At 64.8% G+C, this 18,218-nt stretch carries 16 protein-coding genes; 12 read left to right on the top strand and 4 right to left on the bottom strand.

Annotated elements, in window-relative coordinates; translation table 11 throughout:
- Positions 1-83: 83 nt before the first annotated feature.
- A complete protein-coding gene (locus tag AC1DB0_RS12620) occupies positions 84-830 on the top strand; it encodes an NADPH-dependent F420 reductase (RefSeq protein ID WP_476756985.1) in 747 nt (248 codons plus the stop codon).
- A 110-nt stretch (positions 831-940) separates the two neighbouring features.
- On the opposite strand, the gene AC1DB0_RS12615 is transcribed toward AC1DB0_RS12620, so the two are convergent.
- Positions 941-1,807, bottom strand: coding sequence for an NmrA family NAD(P)-binding protein (locus AC1DB0_RS12615; RefSeq protein ID WP_476756984.1), 867 nt, complete (start codon positions 1,805-1,807; stop codon positions 941-943).
- A 251-nt stretch (positions 1,808-2,058) separates the two neighbouring features.
- On the opposite strand from AC1DB0_RS12615, the gene AC1DB0_RS12610 reads away from it, so the two are divergent.
- Positions 2,059-2,973 carry a LysR family transcriptional regulator gene (locus tag AC1DB0_RS12610; protein WP_476756983.1) on the top strand — a complete coding sequence of 305 codons (915 nt, stop codon included), beginning with the start codon at positions 2,059-2,061 and terminating at the stop codon, positions 2,971-2,973.
- 58 nt (positions 2,974-3,031) lie between these two features.
- Here AC1DB0_RS12610 and AC1DB0_RS12605 read toward each other — a convergent pair whose 3' ends face one another.
- Both AC1DB0_RS12605 and AC1DB0_RS12600 read right to left on the bottom strand, forming a co-directional pair.
- Positions 3,032-4,654, bottom strand: coding sequence for a putative bifunctional diguanylate cyclase/phosphodiesterase (locus tag AC1DB0_RS12605; RefSeq protein ID WP_476758687.1), 1,623 nt, complete (start codon positions 4,652-4,654; stop codon positions 3,032-3,034).
- Positions 4,655-4,973: 319 nt separating this feature from the next.
- Entirely contained in the window at positions 4,974-5,795 is an 822-nt protein-coding gene (locus tag AC1DB0_RS12600) for an enoyl-CoA hydratase/isomerase family protein (RefSeq protein WP_476756981.1), read from the bottom strand.
- A gap of 137 nt (positions 5,796-5,932) precedes the next feature.
- Here AC1DB0_RS12600 and AC1DB0_RS12595 point away from each other — a divergent pair, with 137 nt between their 5' ends.
- A complete protein-coding gene (locus tag AC1DB0_RS12595) occupies positions 5,933-6,919 on the top strand; it encodes an SDR family oxidoreductase (RefSeq protein ID WP_476756980.1) in 987 nt (328 codons plus the stop codon).
- On the opposite strand, the gene AC1DB0_RS12590 is transcribed toward AC1DB0_RS12595, so the two are convergent.
- Positions 6,844-7,608 carry a TetR/AcrR family transcriptional regulator gene (locus AC1DB0_RS12590; protein WP_054426314.1) on the bottom strand — a complete coding sequence of 255 codons (765 nt, stop codon included), beginning with the start codon at positions 7,606-7,608 and terminating at the stop codon, positions 6,844-6,846. The genes AC1DB0_RS12595 and AC1DB0_RS12590 overlap by 76 nt on opposite strands.
- Before the next feature lie 103 nt (positions 7,609-7,711).
- Here AC1DB0_RS12590 and AC1DB0_RS12585 point away from each other — a divergent pair, with 103 nt between their 5' ends.
- From AC1DB0_RS12585 to AC1DB0_RS12545, 9 genes are all read left to right on the top strand, one after another.
- The gene (locus tag AC1DB0_RS12585; protein ID WP_476758677.1) at positions 7,712-9,334 is read left to right on the top strand and encodes an acyl-CoA synthetase; all 1,623 of its coding nucleotides are present in this window, start codon (positions 7,712-7,714) and stop codon (positions 9,332-9,334) included.
- Between the two features lie 141 nt (positions 9,335-9,475).
- Entirely contained in the window at positions 9,476-11,332 is a 1,857-nt protein-coding gene (locus AC1DB0_RS12580; protein ID WP_054426312.1) for a phosphoenolpyruvate carboxykinase (GTP), read from the top strand.
- Positions 11,333-11,501: 169 nt separating this feature from the next.
- The gene (locus AC1DB0_RS12575) at positions 11,502-12,131 is read left to right on the top strand and encodes a class I SAM-dependent DNA methyltransferase (RefSeq protein ID WP_342067346.1); all 630 of its coding nucleotides are present in this window, start codon (positions 11,502-11,504) and stop codon (positions 12,129-12,131) included.
- A 187-nt stretch (positions 12,132-12,318) separates the two neighbouring features.
- Positions 12,319-13,137, top strand: a complete 819-nt coding sequence (locus tag AC1DB0_RS12570; protein WP_476756978.1) for an SDR family oxidoreductase — start codon at positions 12,319-12,321, stop codon at positions 13,135-13,137.
- Positions 13,138-13,205: 68 nt separating this feature from the next.
- Complete coding sequence (locus tag AC1DB0_RS12565) at positions 13,206-14,456, top strand: styrene monooxygenase/indole monooxygenase family protein (protein WP_476756977.1); 1,251 nt, start codon at positions 13,206-13,208, stop codon at positions 14,454-14,456.
- On the top strand, positions 14,453-14,971 hold the full coding sequence (locus AC1DB0_RS12560) for a flavin reductase family protein (protein WP_476756976.1): 519 nt from the start codon (positions 14,453-14,455) through the stop codon (positions 14,969-14,971). Before AC1DB0_RS12565 ends, AC1DB0_RS12560 begins: the two co-directional genes overlap by 4 nt.
- Before the next feature lie 31 nt (positions 14,972-15,002).
- Complete coding sequence (locus tag AC1DB0_RS12555) at positions 15,003-16,625, top strand: phytoene desaturase family protein (RefSeq protein WP_476756975.1); 1,623 nt, start codon at positions 15,003-15,005, stop codon at positions 16,623-16,625.
- Positions 16,622-17,518 carry a SphA family protein gene (locus AC1DB0_RS12550; RefSeq protein WP_346553117.1) on the top strand — a complete coding sequence of 299 codons (897 nt, stop codon included), beginning with the start codon at positions 16,622-16,624 and terminating at the stop codon, positions 17,516-17,518. The genes AC1DB0_RS12555 and AC1DB0_RS12550 overlap by 4 nt, the downstream gene beginning before the upstream one ends.
- 79 nt (positions 17,519-17,597) lie before the next feature.
- Positions 17,598-18,197, top strand: coding sequence for a LysE family translocator (locus AC1DB0_RS12545; protein WP_447577472.1), 600 nt, complete (start codon positions 17,598-17,600; stop codon positions 18,195-18,197).
- Positions 18,198-18,218: the final 21 nt, after the last annotated feature.

Genomic DNA, 18,218 nt, shown 5'->3' with positions numbered 1-18,218 from the left:
CGCCGATTCTCCGTCCAGGCGGTCAATCAACGGTGTTGAGCCCTATTCTGACTTTGAATCAACCATTCACGACGAGGCAATTTATGAAGATTGGCATTTTGGGAACCGGAAATATCGGTAAGACGCTGGTCACGCGCTTGAGCCAGGTGGGGCACGAGGTGAAAGTTGCGAACGCACGCGGCCCCGAGACGATTGATCCAGAGATTTTGTCGTTTGGAGCGCGGGCGGTAAAGACCGAAGAAGCGCTTGTCGATGTGGATGCGGTGATTTTGTCCATCCCGCTCGGCCGCCTTCCGGGCATCGCTTCGTTGGTCGCGCGTCTTCCAGACGAGACAGTGGTGATCGATACCTCCAACTACTACCCCTTCCGCGACGAGAAGATCGAGGCGATCGACGGCGGACAGGTCGAGAGCCTGTGGGTCGTCGAGCAGCTCGGCCGCCCCATCGCCAAGGCATGGAATGCGATTGGCTCGGCTTCCCTGGCCAAGAAGGATAAGCCGGCAGGAGCGCCCGACCGCATCGCCATCCCTGTGGCTGCGGACCGGGAGAGCGATCGCGAGGTCGCCATGTCGCTGGTCGACGAGACCGGTTTGGACGCTTTCGACGCAGGCTCTCTTGCGGACTCCTGGCGGCAGCAACCTGGGGCGCCAGCCTACTGCACCGATCTCTCCTACGCCGAGATGCGCGCCGCATTGGATGCCGCGGAACGAAATAGGTTACCCAAGCGCCGAGACCTCGCCGTTGCCGTGATGCAGGAGCGCCTTGGCGACGGCACAACCAATCCGGACGAGGACTGGGGTGTCCGGTTGGCTCGTGTCATCAACATCTGATTGCTCAAGCAGCGGCGGGCAGACGCGCACGTTCACTGCTCCAACGAAAGCATCGGTTTCGATGTCCGCATTTGGCCGTAAGCAGTCATCAATGTGCCACGTAGCGTCGTTCAGACCCGACGTGACACAAGCTCGGCCAGAACCGTTTCAAGCTCGACATCGCCGTGGGTGATTTCATCCGGGCGTCCTTCGAAATCGATCCAACCTTCATTGAATCCATCCAGCATGCGCATCCGGGGCAGCGGATACTTCATGCCCTGCGATCGGAACAGCGCTTCCCAGGTCTGCCTGTCGACACGCTCGGCGCGGACGGGGCGAGCGAGCACGCGAGCAAAAGCCGACGCGAGATCGTTGGGCGACACCCGGCGCGGGCCTTCGAGTTCGAACACGCGTACGCCGGCCCAGGTCTGCTGGAGAAGTTCGGCTGCAACGCGCCCGACGTCTGCGGTAGCGACCATGGGTACGGGCTTGTCGAGCGGCAGCAGGTAACTGGCGATAACGCCATCGTCACGTGCGGACGCGACGTCCCATGCGGCGTTATCCATAAACCAGCCCGGCCGCAGGAAGGTCACCGGCATGGGCATCTTGCGCAACGCCTGCTCCATCAAGGTGCGCTGAGTGAGCAGATTGCTTTCTGGCGCGTGGGCTCCGATCGTCGACAGGCAAACCACTTTTTCGGGCCGTGCCTTTGCAATCGCCGTTGACACGGCATCGATCACCGCCTGCGCCTCGGGAAATCCTGGCTCGGGATCGAACTCGGAAGGAGGCAGGATGAAAACACCTTTTGCGCCTTCGAACGCAGCGGTGAGCGACGCAGCGTCTTCCATGCGAGCCATCGCGATTTCACAGCCTAGCGCGGCCCACGGACCCGCTCGTGTTGTGTCGCGCAACACCGCACGCACCGGTTGACCGGCTGCGAGAAGCTGGCGGGCGACTGCGCCGCCGACTTTGCCTGTGATCCCCGTAATTGCAAACATTGCCACTCTCCTTACATGGATAAATAACGTGGCGCCGCAAAGGCGCCGGTCATCGACGAAGCGTCGGTGAGGGGCATTCTGCGGAAATGCCAATCAAAACAAAATGACAGGGATGGCACTAGATAAGTGACACAGAATCACTAATTAGGCATGATTGAAATCGGTATTCAGCATGGCCGTCCGGGGCGAGGATGCTGTGCTGACCTGTAGCCGATCACTTGTTATCCCTCATCCGTCCTACGAGCGCGACCATGAAATACAGTAGCGAGAAGCTGTCCGGCGGCATTGGTGTGTTCGCAGCGGTAGTCGATGCAGGGACGTTTGCCGCCGCTTCGGAAGTGCTGGGAATGTCGCCGCCAGGCGTCAGTCGGGCGATTGCGCGGCTGGAAGAGAAATTGAAGATCCGGCTCTTTAACCGGACGACGCGCTCCGTCTCCCTGACAGAAGAAGGCCGCCGGTTTTACGAACAGGTCATGCCTCATCTTGCAGGGCTGGAGGAAGCAGCCGCGGCCGCGGCAGGTGGCGCGTCGGCGGTGCGCGGAAAGCTGAGAGTCAATCTGGACCCCGTGTTCTACCGGATCATTCTTGGGCAGCGGCTCAATGCGTTCATGGATGCGCACCCTGAGCTCGAAATCGAGTTCATCGCGCGAGACAGTCTGGGTGACCTCGTCATGGACGGCTTCGATCTTGCGCTACGGTTCGGCGAGCCCAAGTCATCCACCCTGGTCGCGCGGAAACTGCTGGATAGCGGCATTGTGACGGTCGCCGCGCCGTCGTACATCGCGCGTTGGGGGCGACCAGCTAAACCGGAAGAGCTTGAACGCGGCAACCACCGATGCCTTGAATTCCGTAATCCGGAGACGGGCAAGCCGTTCCCCTGGGAGTTCCACCGCAGGCGAAAACGCATCTTGGTCGACACCCGAGGCCGCCTCACGGTCAACGATCCCAGCGCGCTTCTCAATGCATGCCTGGCCGGCTCAGGGATTGCGCAGATGCTTGTCCTGGGCGCCGAGCATCTGATTGTCGAGGGTCGCTTGGTTAATCTGTTTCCCGAATGGACCGACGAGCGATATCCCTTTTACGCCTACTACCCGTCGCGGCATCACATGCCGGCAAAGACCAGGGCGTTTCTTGACTTCGTTATCGAGCTGACCCGCAATCCATGACGCGCCGGCACAGGCTGGCGCTGCGACGGCGTGACCGCGTCAACGCCGTTCTGTGCCGTTACGCACGTCGCACAAACTCCACAAAGGCGTCTGAGCTAAGCGGCCGGCTGACCAGATAACCCTGGATGGCGTCGCAGCCCGCGTCCTTTAACTCATCGGCCTGATGTTGGTGCTCGACCCCTTCGGCGATTGTTTTCATGCCCAGCGAACGAGCAAGACCGACGATGCCTCGAATTACCGCCGAGGCCTTCTCTGACGCCGCCAGCCCGCGGACAAAGGATTTGTCGATCTTGAGCGTGTCCACAGGCAGCCGGACCAGATAGCTCAAACTGGAGTATCCCGCACCGAAGTCGTCGAGCGACGTGGAGAGCCCGGCTTGTTTCAGCGTGGCGAGAACAGAAGTCGCCATTTCGATATCGCTGACCAGGCAGTCTTCCGTGATTTCCACATCGAGCATGGCGGCAGAGATGCCGTGTTTCCGGACGGCATGGTGAATGCGATCTGCCAGCCCCATATCGAGTAGTTGCCGAGCCGGTAGATTCAGGCTGATTCGCGGTACGTTGACGCCCATCTGTTGCCATGCGGCGATATGCAGGCAAACCGCATTGAGCAGCCAATCGACAAGTACGCCCTCGTAGGGGGACTCAAGCAGCAGCGCCAAGAATGCGTCAGGTGTCAGCAAGCCCCGTTCGGGATGACGCCAGCGAAGAAGCGCCTMGGCGCCGATCAGGGTGGCGTCCGCGAGAGATATCTGGGCCTGGAAATGAAGCTCGAACTGGTTCTGCGCAAATGCCGCACGCAGATCGGAGCGCAACGCGACCCGGTTGCGCACGCCCCGGTCCAGTATCACGTCATACGTGCGTACTTGAAGCCCGCCAGCCGACTTGGCCGCGTACATGGCCGTATCGGCCTGACTCAGCAACGTCTCGGCGGTTTCGGGGTCTTCTCCCATCAGCGCGATACCAACGCTGGCAGACAAAGATATCGCTCGACCGCCTATTTCGAACGGCATGGCAAGCGCGTTGAGCACCGCAAAGGCGCACGCTTCTGCCGCGCTTTTCGTGGTGTTGCGCAACAGTAGAACAAACTCGTCGCCGCCTACGCGCGCAGCAAAAAAAACAGGTCCGAGACTTGCGGTAAGCCTTACCGAGAAATTACGCAGCAGTGCGTCACCGGCAGCATGGCCGAACGCGTCGTTGACTTCCTTCAGATGGTCCAAGTCGATAAACAGCACCGCGACAGAGACGTCATTCGGCGTGCTTGGCAAGGCGGCGCCAGCGACGGCACGAGACAGGGCTTCCATGCAACTGCGTCGATTCGCCAACCCCGTCAGATAATCGTGACTCGCTTCAAACTCCAGTTGGGCAGCGTGCTCGTGTTCGCGCGTGACGTCGCGAAAAAGCACCGTAATACCCTCATCGTGGCGAAATGAGCGCGCTTCAAACCAAGTGCGGAGCGGGGCGTAATAGCCAGTGTGGCAGCCGGGACGTCCTGTGGCCGCTGTGTGCCGGTAGATCCGGTAGTAGCCGGAGTTCACCAAGTCCGGGTAACACTGCCAGATTTCGCGTCCGAGGAGGTTTTGTCGCTCCTGCTGCAAATATCGCTCGGCGGTGTTGTTGAGGTACGTAAAGCGCCAGGACTTGTCTATCGACATGAATCCGTCGCTAAGGCTATCAAGCATTTCCGCCAGGTGAGCCGGTGCCGGCTGGTGGGCGCCAGCAGCCGGTGGATCTTGCGTATGTCGTGCCATTTTTCGGACCTATGTTCGCGTGGAACTTAAGAGCCATTGTTGGCCCGCAAACTGTGCGTCCGCGCATTTTAACGGCCTTTGTGCAGCACAAAAATCGCGGTTTCTCGGGCCCCAGCCACCGCTGATGTTCAGTGACCGGCCCTCAGAGTCCCCGGATGGATATCGACCTAACCGGCGCCAAGGCCGTCTGCGAAAACGGCGTGCTTGTTCTGACGCTGCCGAAATCGGCAGGCAACCAGAACAGGACCCTTCAGATTGAATGAGTTCCGGACTCCACCCGCCACGACGGCTCGCGCTTTTCCAGGAACGCCGCGACGCCTTCGCGGGCCTCATCCGTGCTGCGGCAAGCCGCGATGCGTTCGACCGTGTCGTTGATGAGCGCGGCGTTGACGGGTTGCCCGGCGAAGTCTCGCACCAGCCGTTTGCTGGCCTGCACGGCGTCGGGGCCGTTGGCGCATAACGTGCGGCAGATGGCGTTGGCGGTGTCGTGCAATTGTTCGGCCGGAACTACCTCGTGCAGCAGGCCCAGGCGCAGCGCGGTGGCGGCGTCGAAACGCTCGGCCGTCAGGAAGTATCGATTGGCCGCGCGCTCGCCCATGGCGCGGATCACATACGGGCTGATCGTGGCGGGCAGCAGGCCCAGCCGGGTTTCGGACAAGCAGAAGTGCGCGCTGTCTGCCGCCACCGCGATGTCGCAGGCCGACAGCAAGCCCATGCCGCCCGCGTAGGCGTCGCCGTTCACGCAGGCGACGACGGGTTTGGGGCATGACCAAATGGTGTGCAGCATGTCGGCCAGCCGGGCGGCGTCGGCACGGTTGTCGGCGTCGGAGTAGGTGGCCATCTTGCGCATCCAGTTCAAGTCGCCGCCGGCGCAGAACGCCTTGCCCGCGCCCGTCAGCAGCAGCACGCGCACGCGGGGGTCTTCGCCCGCCTGCTTGACTGCGGTGGTCAGCGCGGCGATCAGCGTTTCGTCGAATGCGTTGCGCATGTCGGGGCGGTTTAGCGTCAGGCGGACGATGGCGCCGTCGTGGGTGATGTCCAGCGGGCCAGACAGCGGGGTGGTCACAGTCATGCGGAACCTCCGGATATTTTGAATTTGGCTCAATTACGTTGGATGATAAAGCTGATGATTCCAGCCGTAAATCGGGCCATTCAGGATGACTTCGATAAAAATATTGAGTTATCCTCAAAAAAATAACGGAGCGAGACATGAATCCACTTTCCGACGGCCAAGCTGCCGGTACGCGCACTGATTCCCACGCCAATGCCGGCGCGGATTCACGATACGCGTCGGTTTTTCGGCCCGGTTTGTTCGACGGCAAGACGGTTGTCGTGACGGGTGGCGGCAGCGGGTTGGGGCGCTGCACCGCGCATGAGCTTGCGGCGCTTGGCGCCCGCCTGGCGCTGGTGGGCCGCAAGCAGGACAAGCTGGATGCGGGGGCCGCTGAGCTTGCGCGCATCTACCCGGAAGCCGCCGAGCGCATCAGCCTGCACGCCTGCGATATCCGCGATGAAGCTGGCGTGCGCGCCACGGTGTCTGACGTGCTGACCCGCCATGGCGCCATCGACGGGCTGTTCAATTGCGCGGGCGGGCAGTTTCCCGCGCCGCTGGACCGCATCAGTTTCAACGGCTGGAATGCCGTGGTGCAGAACAATCTGCACGGCACGTTCCTGATGGCGCGCGAGGTCTACACGCAGCACATGCGCCAGCACGGCGGGGCCATCGTCAACATGTTGGCCGACATCTGGGGCGGCATGCCCGGCATGGGGCATTCGGGGGCGGCGCGCGCCGGGGTGTGGAACCTGACCGAAACCGCCGCCTGCGAATGGGCGCATGCCGGGGTGCGGGTCAACGCGGTGGCGCCGGGCTGGATCGCGTCAAGCGGCATGGACAGCTACGACGACCACTACCGCGCGGTGCTGCGCGAGCTGAAAACGAAGGTGCCGCTACAGCGCTTCGGCACCGAGGCCGAGCTGGCGGCGGCGGTGGTGTTCCTGCTGTCGCCCGCGGCGGCCTTCATCAACGGCAGCGTCATCCGGGTGGACGGCGGGGTGCCCAACGCGCGCCATTCGTGGACGTTGCAGCCCGCCGAACGCGGCGAGGTCTACAACGGCTTTCCTCAGTACGTGGCGCCGTCCTTGTTTGCAGAACCCGCGCCGGGTTCGTCTGATTCGTCCGACGCTTCGGACGCCTGAAGCCGATGCAGCGCGTCGCGCACTTCGCCGCGGAACCGGGCCAGCGCCAGCGTGTCCTGGCGCGGCGGCTGCAAGGCCTGCCACAGAAAGCCGACCAACTGGTCGGCGGTGGCGGCCACGTCCACGCGCGCGCCGCGCAGAATGGCGTCCCACAGCACATGCTCCATCGGGCCATACACGGTGGACCGCAGCAAGCGCAGCGGCATGTCGCGCCGAATGTCGCCGTCCGCCTGGCCCTGCGCCAGAATTCGCATCAGCGGCGCGGTGTAGCGGCGTTGCAGCCCGGCGTAGACCTCGCCGAAATCATCGTTGCGCGCGCGCCCCTCGGACAAAATGAACGCGCACAGCCCGGGCCCTTCGGCCAGCAGATGCCGCAAATGCGCATGCACCAGATAGTGCAATTGCGCGCGCGCGCCCTGCACATGGGGCAGGCTGTCTTCCACCTTGGCGATGATTTCGTCATACCAATCGCTGATCACCCGCACGCACAGTTCACGCTTGCCGCCGAAGTACGTAAAGATGGTGGCTTCGGACACGCCCAGCCGCTGGGCGATGTCGGTCGTCGTGGCGGCCTGGAAGCCGGCCTCGGAAAAGACCTGGCGGGCCATGTGCAGGATGTCGCGTATCCGCTGCTCGGACTTGGCGCTGGCAGGCGGGCGGCGTATCGGTACGGCGGGGGTTTTTTCCATGCGGACGGCGGTGGGGCGGGTAGGCGGAGCTTATTATTGAGCCAGGGTCAAGCCTGTAGAGCAAGCCCCTGGATGAATCCATAACAACATCAGAGACAAAATCATGCTGTCCCGAGCCGGATCTTATAAGCAGCTTGTGTCCGAATTCCAATGGCAGGTGCCGGCGGCGTTCAACATCGGCGTCGACGCCTGCGACAAATGGGCCGACGGCAGCGGCCGCCTGGCCCTGATCTTCGAAAAGAGCGACGGCGCGCAAACGCGCTACTCGTTTGACGACATCAAGGAACAGTCCAACCGCCTGGCGCACAGCCTGGCCCGCCACGGCGTGCGGCGCGGCGACCGCGTGGCGGTGTATTTGCCGCAGGCGCCTGAAACGGCCATGACCCATATCGCCGTCTACAAGATGGGCGCGGTGGCGGTGCCGCTCTTTACGCTGTTTGGCGTGGACGCCATTCAGTACCGGCTGGCCAATAGCGGCGCGGCCGCGCTGGTGACGGACACCGAAGGTTGCCGCAAGCTGCGCGAGATTCGCGCGAGCCTGCCGGATTTGAAAGTCATCTATTGCATTGATGGTGACGGCGACGGCGAGGCCGTGCCGTTTCACCCGGCGCTGGCCGCCGAGTCCCCCGACTACACCCCGGTGCAGACGGCGGCCGACGACCCGGCCGTGATCATCTACACATCCGGCACCACCGGCAAGCCCAAGGGCGCGCTGCACGCGCATCGCGTGTTGCTGGGCCATCTGCCGGGCGTGGAGATGTCGCACGAATTTTTCCCCGAGAACGCCGCCCTGATGTGGACGCCGGCCGACTGGGCCTGGATTGGCGGGCTGCTGGATGTGTTGCTGCCCGCCTGGCACCACGGCGTGCCGGTGCTGGCGCGCCGCTTCGAAAAGTTTGACGGCACGTCTGCCCTGGAGCTGATGGCGCGCCACGGCGTGACGCACACCTTCCTGCCGCCCACCGCGCTGAAGATGATGCGCGGGTMGGCTTACCCGGAAGGCGCGGGGCCGCTGGCGCTGCGCTCGGTGGCAAGCGGCGGGGAATCGCTGGGCGCTGAACTTATCGACTGGGGCCGCCGCGTGCTGGGCGTGAACATCAACGAGTTCTACGGCCAGACCGAATGCAATATGTTGGTGTCGTCGTGCTCGTCGCTGTTTGACCCGGAAATCGGGTCAGTCGGCCGCGCCGCGCCGGGCCATCGGGTGGTTATTGTGGATGACCAAGGCGTTGAAGTGGCCGATGGACAAGAGGGCAACATCGGCGTACTGCGGCCGGACCCGGTCATGTTCCTGGGCTACTGGAACAACCCCGAGGCCACCGCCGAAAAATTCGTGGGCGACGTCTTGCTGACAGGCGACTTGGGCGTGCGCGACGCCCAGGGCTTCATCCGTTTCGTGGGCCGCAACGACGACGTCATCACCAGCGCGGGCTACCGCATCGGCCCGGCCCCCATCGAAGACTGCCTGATCGGGCACCCCGCCGTGCGCATGGCGGCGGTGGTGGGCGTGCCGGATGCGCAGCGCACCGAAATCGTCATGGCCTATGTGGTGCTGAATGAGGGCGTCGAGGGCAATGACGACCTCGTCAAAGCCTTGCAGGCGCATGTCCGCACCCGGCTGGCCGCCCACGAGTACCCGCGCGCCATCCGGTTTGTAACCAGTTTGCCAACCACCGCCACCGGCAAGATCATCCGCAGGGAGCTGCGTGACGGCACCTATGCTTGAGCCGTCTCAACCCGTGACAATCTCGTCCATGTGGATGGGTTGACGGGTTGCCCAGCGCTGCAAGTATGATGGCGCAAATTGCATACGGCCCCACACAATTGGGGCCGTATCACCATTAGTCAAAGCATGGAGATAGCCCCAATGAATAAGCCATTGGATGGGGGTTTGGCCGCGTTGAACGTGCCAGCCTACGTCAAGCATCGCGGCCTGGTCGACTGGGTAGCCAGTTTTGTTGCACTGGCCAAGCCGGATCGCGTCGTGTGGTGCGACGGCTCGCAAGAAGAATATGACCGCCTGTGCGAACAGATGGTCCAAGCCGGCACCATGCGCCGGCTCAACCCCGCCAAGCGGCCCAATTCTTTCCTGGCGTGCTCGGACCCGTCCGACGTGGCGCGCGTGGAAGACCGCACCTTCATCTGTTCCGACCGCCCGGAAGACGCCGGCCCCACGAACAACTGGGCCGACCCGGCCGAGATGCGCGACACCTTGAACGGCCTGTTCGACGGCGCCATGCGCGGCCGCACGCTGTACGTCGTGCCGTTCTCGATGGGCCCGCTGGGCTCCGACATCGCCCACATTGGCGTTGAACTGTCTGACAGCCCGTACGTGGCCGTCAACATGCGCATCATGACGCGCATGGGCAAGCAGGTGTATGACGTGCTGGGCGCCGATGGCGACTTCGTGCCTTGCGTGCATTCCGTGGGCAAGCCCCTGGCCGACGGCGAAGCCGACGTGGCCTGGCCGTGCAACCCCACCAAGTACATCGTGCATTTCCCCAAGAGCCGCGAAATCTGGAGCTTTGGTTCCGGCTACGGCGGCAACGCGCTGCTGGGCAAGAAGTGCTTCGCGCTGCGCATCGCGTCCACCATGGGCCGCGACCAGGGCTGGCTGGCCGAACACATGCTGATTTTGGGCGTGACTTCGCCCAAGGGCCGCAAGTACCACGTGGCGGCGGCGTTCCCGTCCGCCTGCGGCAAGACCAACTTCGCCATGCTGATTCCGCCGCAAGGCATGGACGGCTGGAAGGTCACGACCATTGGCGATGACATCGCCTGGATCAAACCTGGCCCCGACGGCCGCCTGCACGCCATCAACCCGGAAGCCGGCTATTTCGGCGTGGCCCCGGGCACCAGCGAGCAGACCAACTTCAACGCCATGGCCACCTTGAAGGCCAACGTCATCTTCACCAACGTGGCGCTGACCGATGACGGCGACGTCTGGTGGGAAGGCATGACCGACACGCCGCCCGCGCACCTGATCGACTGGCAAGGCCAGGACTGGACGCCCGCCATCGCGCGCGAAACCGGCCGCAAGGCCGCGCACCCGAACGCGCGCTTCACGGCGCCCGCCGCGCAATGCCCGTCCATCGACCCCGAATGGGAAAACCCGAAGGGCGTCGTCATCGACGCGTTCATCTTCGGCGGCCGCCGCTCCACCACCGTGCCGCTGGTGACCGAAGCGCGCAACTGGGTCGAAGGCGTCTACATGGCCGCCACCATGGGCTCGGAAACCACCGCCGCCGCCGCCGGGCAGCAAGGCGTGGTGCGCCGCGACCCGTTCGCCATGCTGCCGTTCTGCGGCTACAACATGAGCGACTACTTCAACCACTGGCTGAAGCTGGGCAAGCAACTGGAAGCCACCGGCGCCACCTTGCCGCGCATCTACTGCGTCAACTGGTTCCGCAAGGGCCCGGATGGCAAGTTCGTGTGGCCGGGCTTTGGTGAAAACATGCGCGTGCTGCGCTGGATGCTGGGCCGCATCGACGGCCAGTCCAAGGGTGTGGACCAGGTGTTTGGCGTGTCGCCCAGCTACCAGGACATCGACTGGACCGGGCTGGAATTCACGCCCGACAAGTTTGAGCAAGTCATGTCGGTGGATGCGGGCGCGTGGCGCGACGAGCTGGCGCTGCACGACGAGCTGTTCACCCAACTGGCGGCGGGCTTGCCTGAAGACCTGCCGTCCACCAAGACGAAGATCGAAGGACGCCTGGCGGCCTGATCTGCCAGGCTTTGACCGGTGTGCTGAATGTGCAGCTGAGCGTTTAGCCGGTGCCGGTTAGCTGAACCGCACTCTGATCTGCCCGCGCGCCCCATCGGCGCGCGGGCTTTTTCTTTTCCGCTGGGCGGATCGCACCACCCCGCCGCAGATCACAAGGCACAATGCGTTCATGAAACTCGATCCGGAAGACCTGGCCAAGATCTCCTCATTGACCTTGGCGCATTACGAAGAGAACGCGGTGTCGTTTGAAGCGGGCACGCGCGACCACGACGTCAGCCAGAACATCGCGGCCTTGCTTCGGCATATCCCGGGCGCACCACCCTACGACATCCTGGACCTGGGCTGCGGCCCCGGCCGCGATCTCAAGACCTTTGCCGCCTTGGGGCACCGGCCGGTGGGGCTGGACGGCACGCCCAGTTTCGTCGATATGGCGCGCGCGGCCAGCGGCTGCGAGGTTTGGCAGCAGGACTTCCTGCAACTGGCGCTGCCCGCCGAGCGCTTTGACGGCATCTACGCCAACGCGGTGCTGTTCCATGTGCCGGGCCAGGAACTGCCGCGTGTGCTGCGCGAATTGTGGACGGCGTTGCGGCCGGGCGGCGTGCTGTTCAGCTCCAACCCGCGCGGTGGCAACCAGGAAGGGTGGAATCGCGGGCGCTATGGCGCGTATCACGACCTGGAAGGCTGGCGCGCGTTGATGACAAACGCGGGCTTTGAAGAGCTGGAACACTATTACCGGCCGGATGGCTTGCCGCGTGAGCAGCAGCCTTGGCTGGCCAGTGTGTGGCGGCGGGTGGGGTAGGGCGGCGCCGCGCGCTTGCAGGAATCGGACAGGCGCCGCGAATTTCGGCCAGGTCCGTCGACATAGATCAGACTTTCATCGAATAGCCGCAGTCTGCGGATAGCCGCCGCCGGATCTGGCTACCGCGGCCACGGCCCACGCCGCCAGTATTCACCTCATCCAATCAGCACTGCGATGAGGTGATGCGATGAAAGGTCTGGAAAACAAAGTCGCCATTGTGACGGGCGGCGCCACGCTGATCGGCGCGGGCGTCGTTCACGCGTTGCGCGCCAAGGGCGTGCGCGTGGCGCTCTTCGATATCGACGCCGCCAACGGCGAACGCGTGGCCGCGGCAGATAAGACCGGCGAACGCGTGGCCGCGGCCGGCAAGGCAGGCACGCGCTTCTGGCCGGTGGACATCACCGACGACGCACAACTGGCGCGCGGCGTGGCGGATGTGGCTGCCCACTTCGGGCGCATCGATTATCTGGTCAACCTGGCCGCCACCTATCTGGACGACGGCGCTGCATCCGGCCGCGCCGACTGGTTGCGCGCGTTGGACATCAACGTGGTCAGCGCCGTGATGGCGGCGCGTGCGGTCCACCCGCATCTGGTCGCCGCAGGCGGCGGCGCCATCGTCAACTTCACCAGCATCTCGTCGCGCGTGGCGCAGACGGGCCGATGGCTTTATCCCGTATCCAAGGCCGCGCTGCTGCAAGTGACCCGCAGCCTGGCGATGGATTACGCCGCCGACCGCATCCGCGTGAATTCCGTGTCGCCGGGTTGGACATGGTCGCGCGTGATGGACGAGCTGACCCAAGGCGACCGCGCCAAGACCGACCGCGTTGCCGCCGACTACCACCTGCTGGGCCGCGCGGGCGACCCGGCGGAAGTGGCCGAAGTCGTGGCGTTTTTGCTGTCCGACCATGCCAGTTTCGTGACCGGCGCCGACTACGCGGTGGACGGCGGCTATTCCGCCATGGGCCCGGAGCAGGCGCGTCCCGCCATCCCGCGTCTGGCCGAGTAAGCGCGCCGCCTTGCCACTACCGGCCCGCGCGCGCAGCGGCGGAGCCAGCAATCCAAAGGAGAGTAATGATGCGTCGAATCGCAATCGTGGGCGGCGGGCAGGCCGGACTGCCCCTGGCGTTGGGCCTGCTGGACAAGGGATACGCGGTGACGGTCGTCACCAACCGCGACCCCGACAACATCCGCAACGGCAAAGTGATGTCCAGCCAGTGCATGTTTGATGCGTCGTTGCAGGTGGAGCGTGACCTGGGCCTGAACCTGTGGGAGGCCGATTGCCCCACCGTCGACGGCATCGGCCTGGCCGTGCCGCATCCCGAACAATCGGGCCAGAAGGTGATCGACTGGGTGGCGCGGCTGGACAAGCCGGCGCAAGCCGTGGACCAGCGCATCAAGATGCCGGCGTGGATGGAATTGTTTGAAGCGCGCGGCGGCAAGCTGCTGATCCAGGACGGGGGCGTGGCCGAGCTGGAACTGCTGGCGGCGTCACATGACCTTGTGCTGCTGGCCGCAGGCAAGGGCGACGTCGTCAAACTGTTCGAACGCGATGCGCAGCGCTCGCGCTTTGACCGGCCGCAACGCGCGCTGGCGCTGACGTATGTCAGCGGCATGCGCCCCGCGCCGGACTATTCCCGCGTGGCGTTCAACCTGATTCCGGGCGTGGGCGAATACTTCGTGTTCCCCGCGCTGACCACTAGCGGCCCCTGCGAAATCATGGTGTTCGAAGGCATTCCCGGCGGTCCGATGGACTGCTGGCGCGACATCAAGTCACCGCAGGAACATCTGGCGCAAAGCCTGAACATTCTGCGCACCTATCTGCCGTGGGAAGCCGAACGCTGCGGCGCGGTGGAACTGACCGACGCCAATGGCATTCTTGCCGGCAGCTTCGCGCCCACCGTGCGCAAGCCGGTGATGACCTTGCCGTCGGGCCGGCTCGTGTTCGGGCTGGGCGACGCGGTGGTCACCAACGACCCGATCACGGGGCAGGGGTCGAACAACGCCACCAAGGCGTGCGCCGTTTACCTGGATGCGATTGTGGCGCACGGCGACGGCGCGTTCACCGCGGACTGGATGCAGCGCACGTTCGAACGCTTCTGGGAATACGGCGAAGCAGTTGTGGAATGGACCAACTCGATGCTGATGCCGCCCGCGCCGCATCTGTTGAAGTTGCTGAAGGCGGCTGAGGACTCGCCCGCGCTGGCCGGCGCCATCGCCAACGGCTTCAACCATCCGCCCGCATTTTTCCCGTGGTGGCGCGACGATGTCGCCTGCGACGCGTTCATCGCCTCGAATGCAGCCCGGGCAGCGCGGGCGGCCGCATGACGGCCCCGCTGGACTGGGGCAGCACGGACCTGCATCCCAAGGTCCTGCGTGGCGTGCTGGGCAGCTACCCGACGGGCGTGGCCATTGTGGCCACGCGTTGCCCGGACGGGCGCAATGTCGGGCTGACCATCAATTCCTTTGCCTCGCTATCGCTGGACCCGCCGCTGGTGTTGTGGAGCCTGGTGAACCATTCGCCAAACCTGGCGGCGTTTCGGGATTGCCGCCACTTCACCATCAGCGTGTTGGCCTGCGGGCAGGAAGCGCTGGCGATGCGGTTTGCGAGTTCCGCCGTGCCGGACAAATTCGACGGCACACCACTGCATGAAGTGCCCGAAGGCGTGCCTGCCATCGCCGGGGCCGTCGCCACCTTGGTCTGCGCCAACGATCAGCAAAGCCCGGCGGGCGACCATCTGCTGCTGTTTGGCCGCGTGCTGCGCGTGGCCAGCGCGGTCAGCGCCGTGGCAGCACCGCTGGTGTTCCACGCCGGGCGCTTCACCGCGCTGACCGCCGCCTAGCAGCCCCCCCCACTTCAAGTTGGAGCAAGTCATGGCGACCCCGTCAGCGGCGCAGATCATCATCGTCGGCAGTGGCATGAATTCATTGGTGTGCGCGGCGCTGTTGGCGCAGCGCGGCAAATCCGTGCTGGTGCTGGAACGCAACGACCGGCTGGGCGGCTGCATTCGTACCGAAGAACTTTTCCCCGGTTATCGGCACGACGTGCTGTCTTGCTGGTATCCGCTGTTTGTGGGGAGCCCCGCCTACGCGGCTTTGAAACCCGCGCTGCATGCGGCCGGTTTGGAATTCATGCAGGGCGATTACACGACGGGCCTCGTGCTGCCCGACGGTTCCGGCCTGGCGCTCAGGCAAGACATCGAAGACACCGCGCGCCGGCTGGACGCCTGGGCGCCGGGCGACGGCACGGCCTTTGCGCACATGGCGCAGCGTCTGTTTGGCGAAGACGCCGCGCTGACCTTCGGCCTGTTGGGGCAGAACCCCTACGGCGCCGGCATGGTGAAGCTGTTGTTCAAAGAATGGCGCAAGCGCGGTGCAGACGGCTTGGCCGCGTTTGCCGCGGATTCAATGGAGCCGTTTCGCCGCTGGGCCGAACGCGCATTGCAGTCCGACGCCGTGCGCGCCCTGATCGCGCCGTGGGTGTTGCACACGGGCCTGGGTCCGGATGACGCCGCGTCCGCGCTGATCGGCAAGCTGACGTTTGCGGCCGTGGTGGCGGGCGGCATGCCGGTGGTGAAGGGCGGAGGCAGCGGCATCGTCGCCGCGCTGGCCAAGGTGATCGAACAGCATGGCGGCCAGTTGCTGACCGGCACGACGGTCGAACGCATTCTGACGCGTGGCGATGGCCGCAAGCGCCGCGCGGTGGGCGTGGTGGCGAACGGCCGTGAGTACGCCGCGTCCGACGCCGTGGTGTGCAACGTGACGCCGGGCCAGTTGTATGAACAGCTGCTGCCGGATGCGCCCGCGCCCGTGCGCCAGCGCGCCGCCGCGTATCGCTACGGCCGGGGCGGCATGCAGATTCACTTCGCGCTGAATGCGCCGCCTGATTGGCTGACGCCGGAACTGCGCCACGTGCCGCTCGTGCATCTGACGGAAAGCATGGAGCAGGTCTGCCTGTCGGTCACCGAGGCCAACAACGGCCTGTTGCCCGCGCGGCCCACCTTGGCCATCGGCCAGCCCGTTGCCGTGGACCCCTCGCGCGCGCCGGACGGGGGGTGGATCTTGTGGGTGCAGATGCAAGAGCTGCCGGTGCGCGTCAAAGGCGACGCGGCGGGCCAGATCCACGTGCCGGCGGACGGCCGCTGGACCGATGCGCTGCGCGAAGCCGTTGCCGACCGCGTGCAAGCGCGTCTGGAAGGCGTGATGCCGGGCCTTGCCGGCCGCATCGTGGGCCGCCGCAGCTATTCACCCGCCGACCTTGAAGGCATGAACGTCAATCTGGTTGGCGGCGATCCGTATTCAGGGGTGTGCTCGCCCGACCAGTTCTTCTGGCTGCGGCCCTTTGCCGGCAGCCACGGCGCGCGCGGGCATCGCACGCCGCTGCGCAACCTCTTTCATATCGGCGCTTCTACCCATCCCGGCCCCGGCCTGGGCGGCGGCTCCGGCTATCTCGTCGCGCAACATCTGGCGCCCCGTGCGGGCAGGAGCGGAACATGAGCACACACTTTGAACCCCGGCGGCTGGCTTGTGCCGTGGCATTGGCGCTGGCTAGCGCGGCGGCGTCGGCCACCGAAGGGGGCGGGTTGGGCATCTACCCCGATGGCCTGGAAAACTTCATGTCGGGCGCGCTGCCGCCGCCCGGCGTGCACATGCTGGTCTATGGCGGCGGAGCGCGCTACGACACGCTGCGCGGCAACGATGGCCAACGTGTGCCGGTGCCGGGCTTCAAGGTCGACGTCAACGTGCTGGCGCCGCGGTTGATCTGGGTGACCGAGCAGCAGGTGCTGGGCGGGCAACTGGCCTTTCACGCCATCGCGCCCTTGCTGGACGTAACCTTCAAGGCGGCCGGCGAACGCTACCGCAGCACGGGCCTGGGCGACATGACGCTGGGCGTGGCGCTGGGCTATCACGTGTCGCCGTCGCTGCACTACGTGGTTGGGCTGGACATGTACGCGCCCACCGGCGAGTACAACCGCAACGACCCCTCCAGCCTGGGCAAGAACTACTGGACGGCGCAGCCCGTGTTCGCGTTGAGCCGCATCAGCCCCGATGGTTTTAACGCCGACCTCAAGCTGATGTACGACTTCAACTTCACGAACTCGGCCACCAACACCCGTTCCGGCCAGGCCATTCACGCCGACTACGCGCTGGGTTGGGGCGTGGGCAAGGGCTGGGTGCTGGGCGTGGGCGGCCACGCCTTCCAGCAGGTAACGGACGACAGCGGGCCGAACAGCGCCGCCGGCCGCGCCCGCGCGTTTGGTGTCGGGCCGGCGGTGCGATACCTGAACGACAAGGGCTGGCTGTTCACCGCCAAGTGGCAGCAGGAATTCAAGGTGAAGAACCGGCCCGAAGGGTCGCAGCTGTACGTGAAGCTGGCGATTCCGTTCTGATCGGCGCGCGGCCAGGGTTTGCCCGCCGCCGCGCCCGCGTGATACAAGACGGGCCTCTTCAGCTGTCTGCCTTGGTTTCATGGTCTCCGCTTCGACGCTTGGATTGTTCCTGGCAGGGGTCGCCGTCATTCTGGCGATGCCCGGCCCCACCAATACCTTGTTGGCCGCGGCCGGGTTGCGCCAAGGCTTCCTGCGGTCAGCACGCTTGACCGGCGCAGAACTGGCCGGCTACCTGATCGCCATCACGGTCTGGGGCCGCTTTCTGGAACAGGCGGCGCAGGCGTTCCCGTGGCTGCCGGCGGTGGTGCGCGTGGCGGCCAGCGTGTACATCGCCTATCTGTCCATCCGCATGTGGCGCGCGGCGCAAACGGTGCCATCGGCCGCGCAACAAATGATCGGCATGCGGACGCTGTTTGTGGCGACGCTGCTGAATCCCAAAGGCATCCTGTTTGCCAGCGCCATCTTCCCGCCTGCGGCCTTTTTGAACTTGTCCACGTACCTGGTCTTCATGGCGATATTCGCGGCGCTGCTGGTGCCGATCGGACTGATGTGGGTGGCGTTCGGCGCGTCGCTGGGCAACCAAAAAATCAAGTGGATCAGCCCGGCGCAAGTGCAGCGTGGGGCCTCTGTGGTGCTGGGTCTTTTTTCGTTGAGCCTGGCCTGGGCGGCGTTCCGATAGCGCGGCGCTCCATCGCGCCGG

It is taken from the genome of Achromobacter sp. 10T422 (assembly GCF_056394065.1).
Note: the sequence above shows the minus strand (reverse complement) of the source record. Positions and strands in the feature narration are given on the sequence as shown.

Coding starts and splice junctions, on each gene's coding strand:
- AC1DB0_RS12575 (WP_342067346.1), top strand. CDS start 11,502: ATGAAACTCGATCCGGAAGACCTGGCCAAGATCTCCTCATTGACCTTG.
- AC1DB0_RS12580 (WP_054426312.1), top strand. CDS start 9,476: ATGAATAAGCCATTGGATGGGGGTTTGGCCGCGTTGAACGTGCCAGCC.
- AC1DB0_RS12615 (WP_476756984.1), bottom strand. CDS start 1,807: ATGTTTGCAATTACGGGGATCACAGGCAAAGTCGGCGGCGCAGTCGCC.
- AC1DB0_RS12610 (WP_476756983.1), top strand. CDS start 2,059: ATGAAATACAGTAGCGAGAAGCTGTCCGGCGGCATTGGTGTGTTCGCA.
- AC1DB0_RS12620 (WP_476756985.1), top strand. CDS start 84: ATGAAGATTGGCATTTTGGGAACCGGAAATATCGGTAAGACGCTGGTC.
- AC1DB0_RS12545 (WP_447577472.1), top strand. CDS start 17,598: ATGGTCTCCGCTTCGACGCTTGGATTGTTCCTGGCAGGGGTCGCCGTC.
- AC1DB0_RS12590 (WP_054426314.1), bottom strand. CDS start 7,608: ATGGAAAAAACCCCCGCCGTACCGATACGCCGCCCGCCTGCCAGCGCC.
- AC1DB0_RS12595 (WP_476756980.1), top strand. CDS start 5,933: ATGAATCCACTTTCCGACGGCCAAGCTGCCGGTACGCGCACTGATTCC.
- AC1DB0_RS12565 (WP_476756977.1), top strand. CDS start 13,206: ATGCGTCGAATCGCAATCGTGGGCGGCGGGCAGGCCGGACTGCCCCTG.
- AC1DB0_RS12550 (WP_346553117.1), top strand. CDS start 16,622: ATGAGCACACACTTTGAACCCCGGCGGCTGGCTTGTGCCGTGGCATTG.
- AC1DB0_RS12600 (WP_476756981.1), bottom strand. CDS start 5,795: ATGACTGTGACCACCCCGCTGTCTGGCCCGCTGGACATCACCCACGAC.
- AC1DB0_RS12560 (WP_476756976.1), top strand. CDS start 14,453: ATGACGGCCCCGCTGGACTGGGGCAGCACGGACCTGCATCCCAAGGTC.
- AC1DB0_RS12555 (WP_476756975.1), top strand. CDS start 15,003: ATGGCGACCCCGTCAGCGGCGCAGATCATCATCGTCGGCAGTGGCATG.
- AC1DB0_RS12570 (WP_476756978.1), top strand. CDS start 12,319: ATGAAAGGTCTGGAAAACAAAGTCGCCATTGTGACGGGCGGCGCCACG.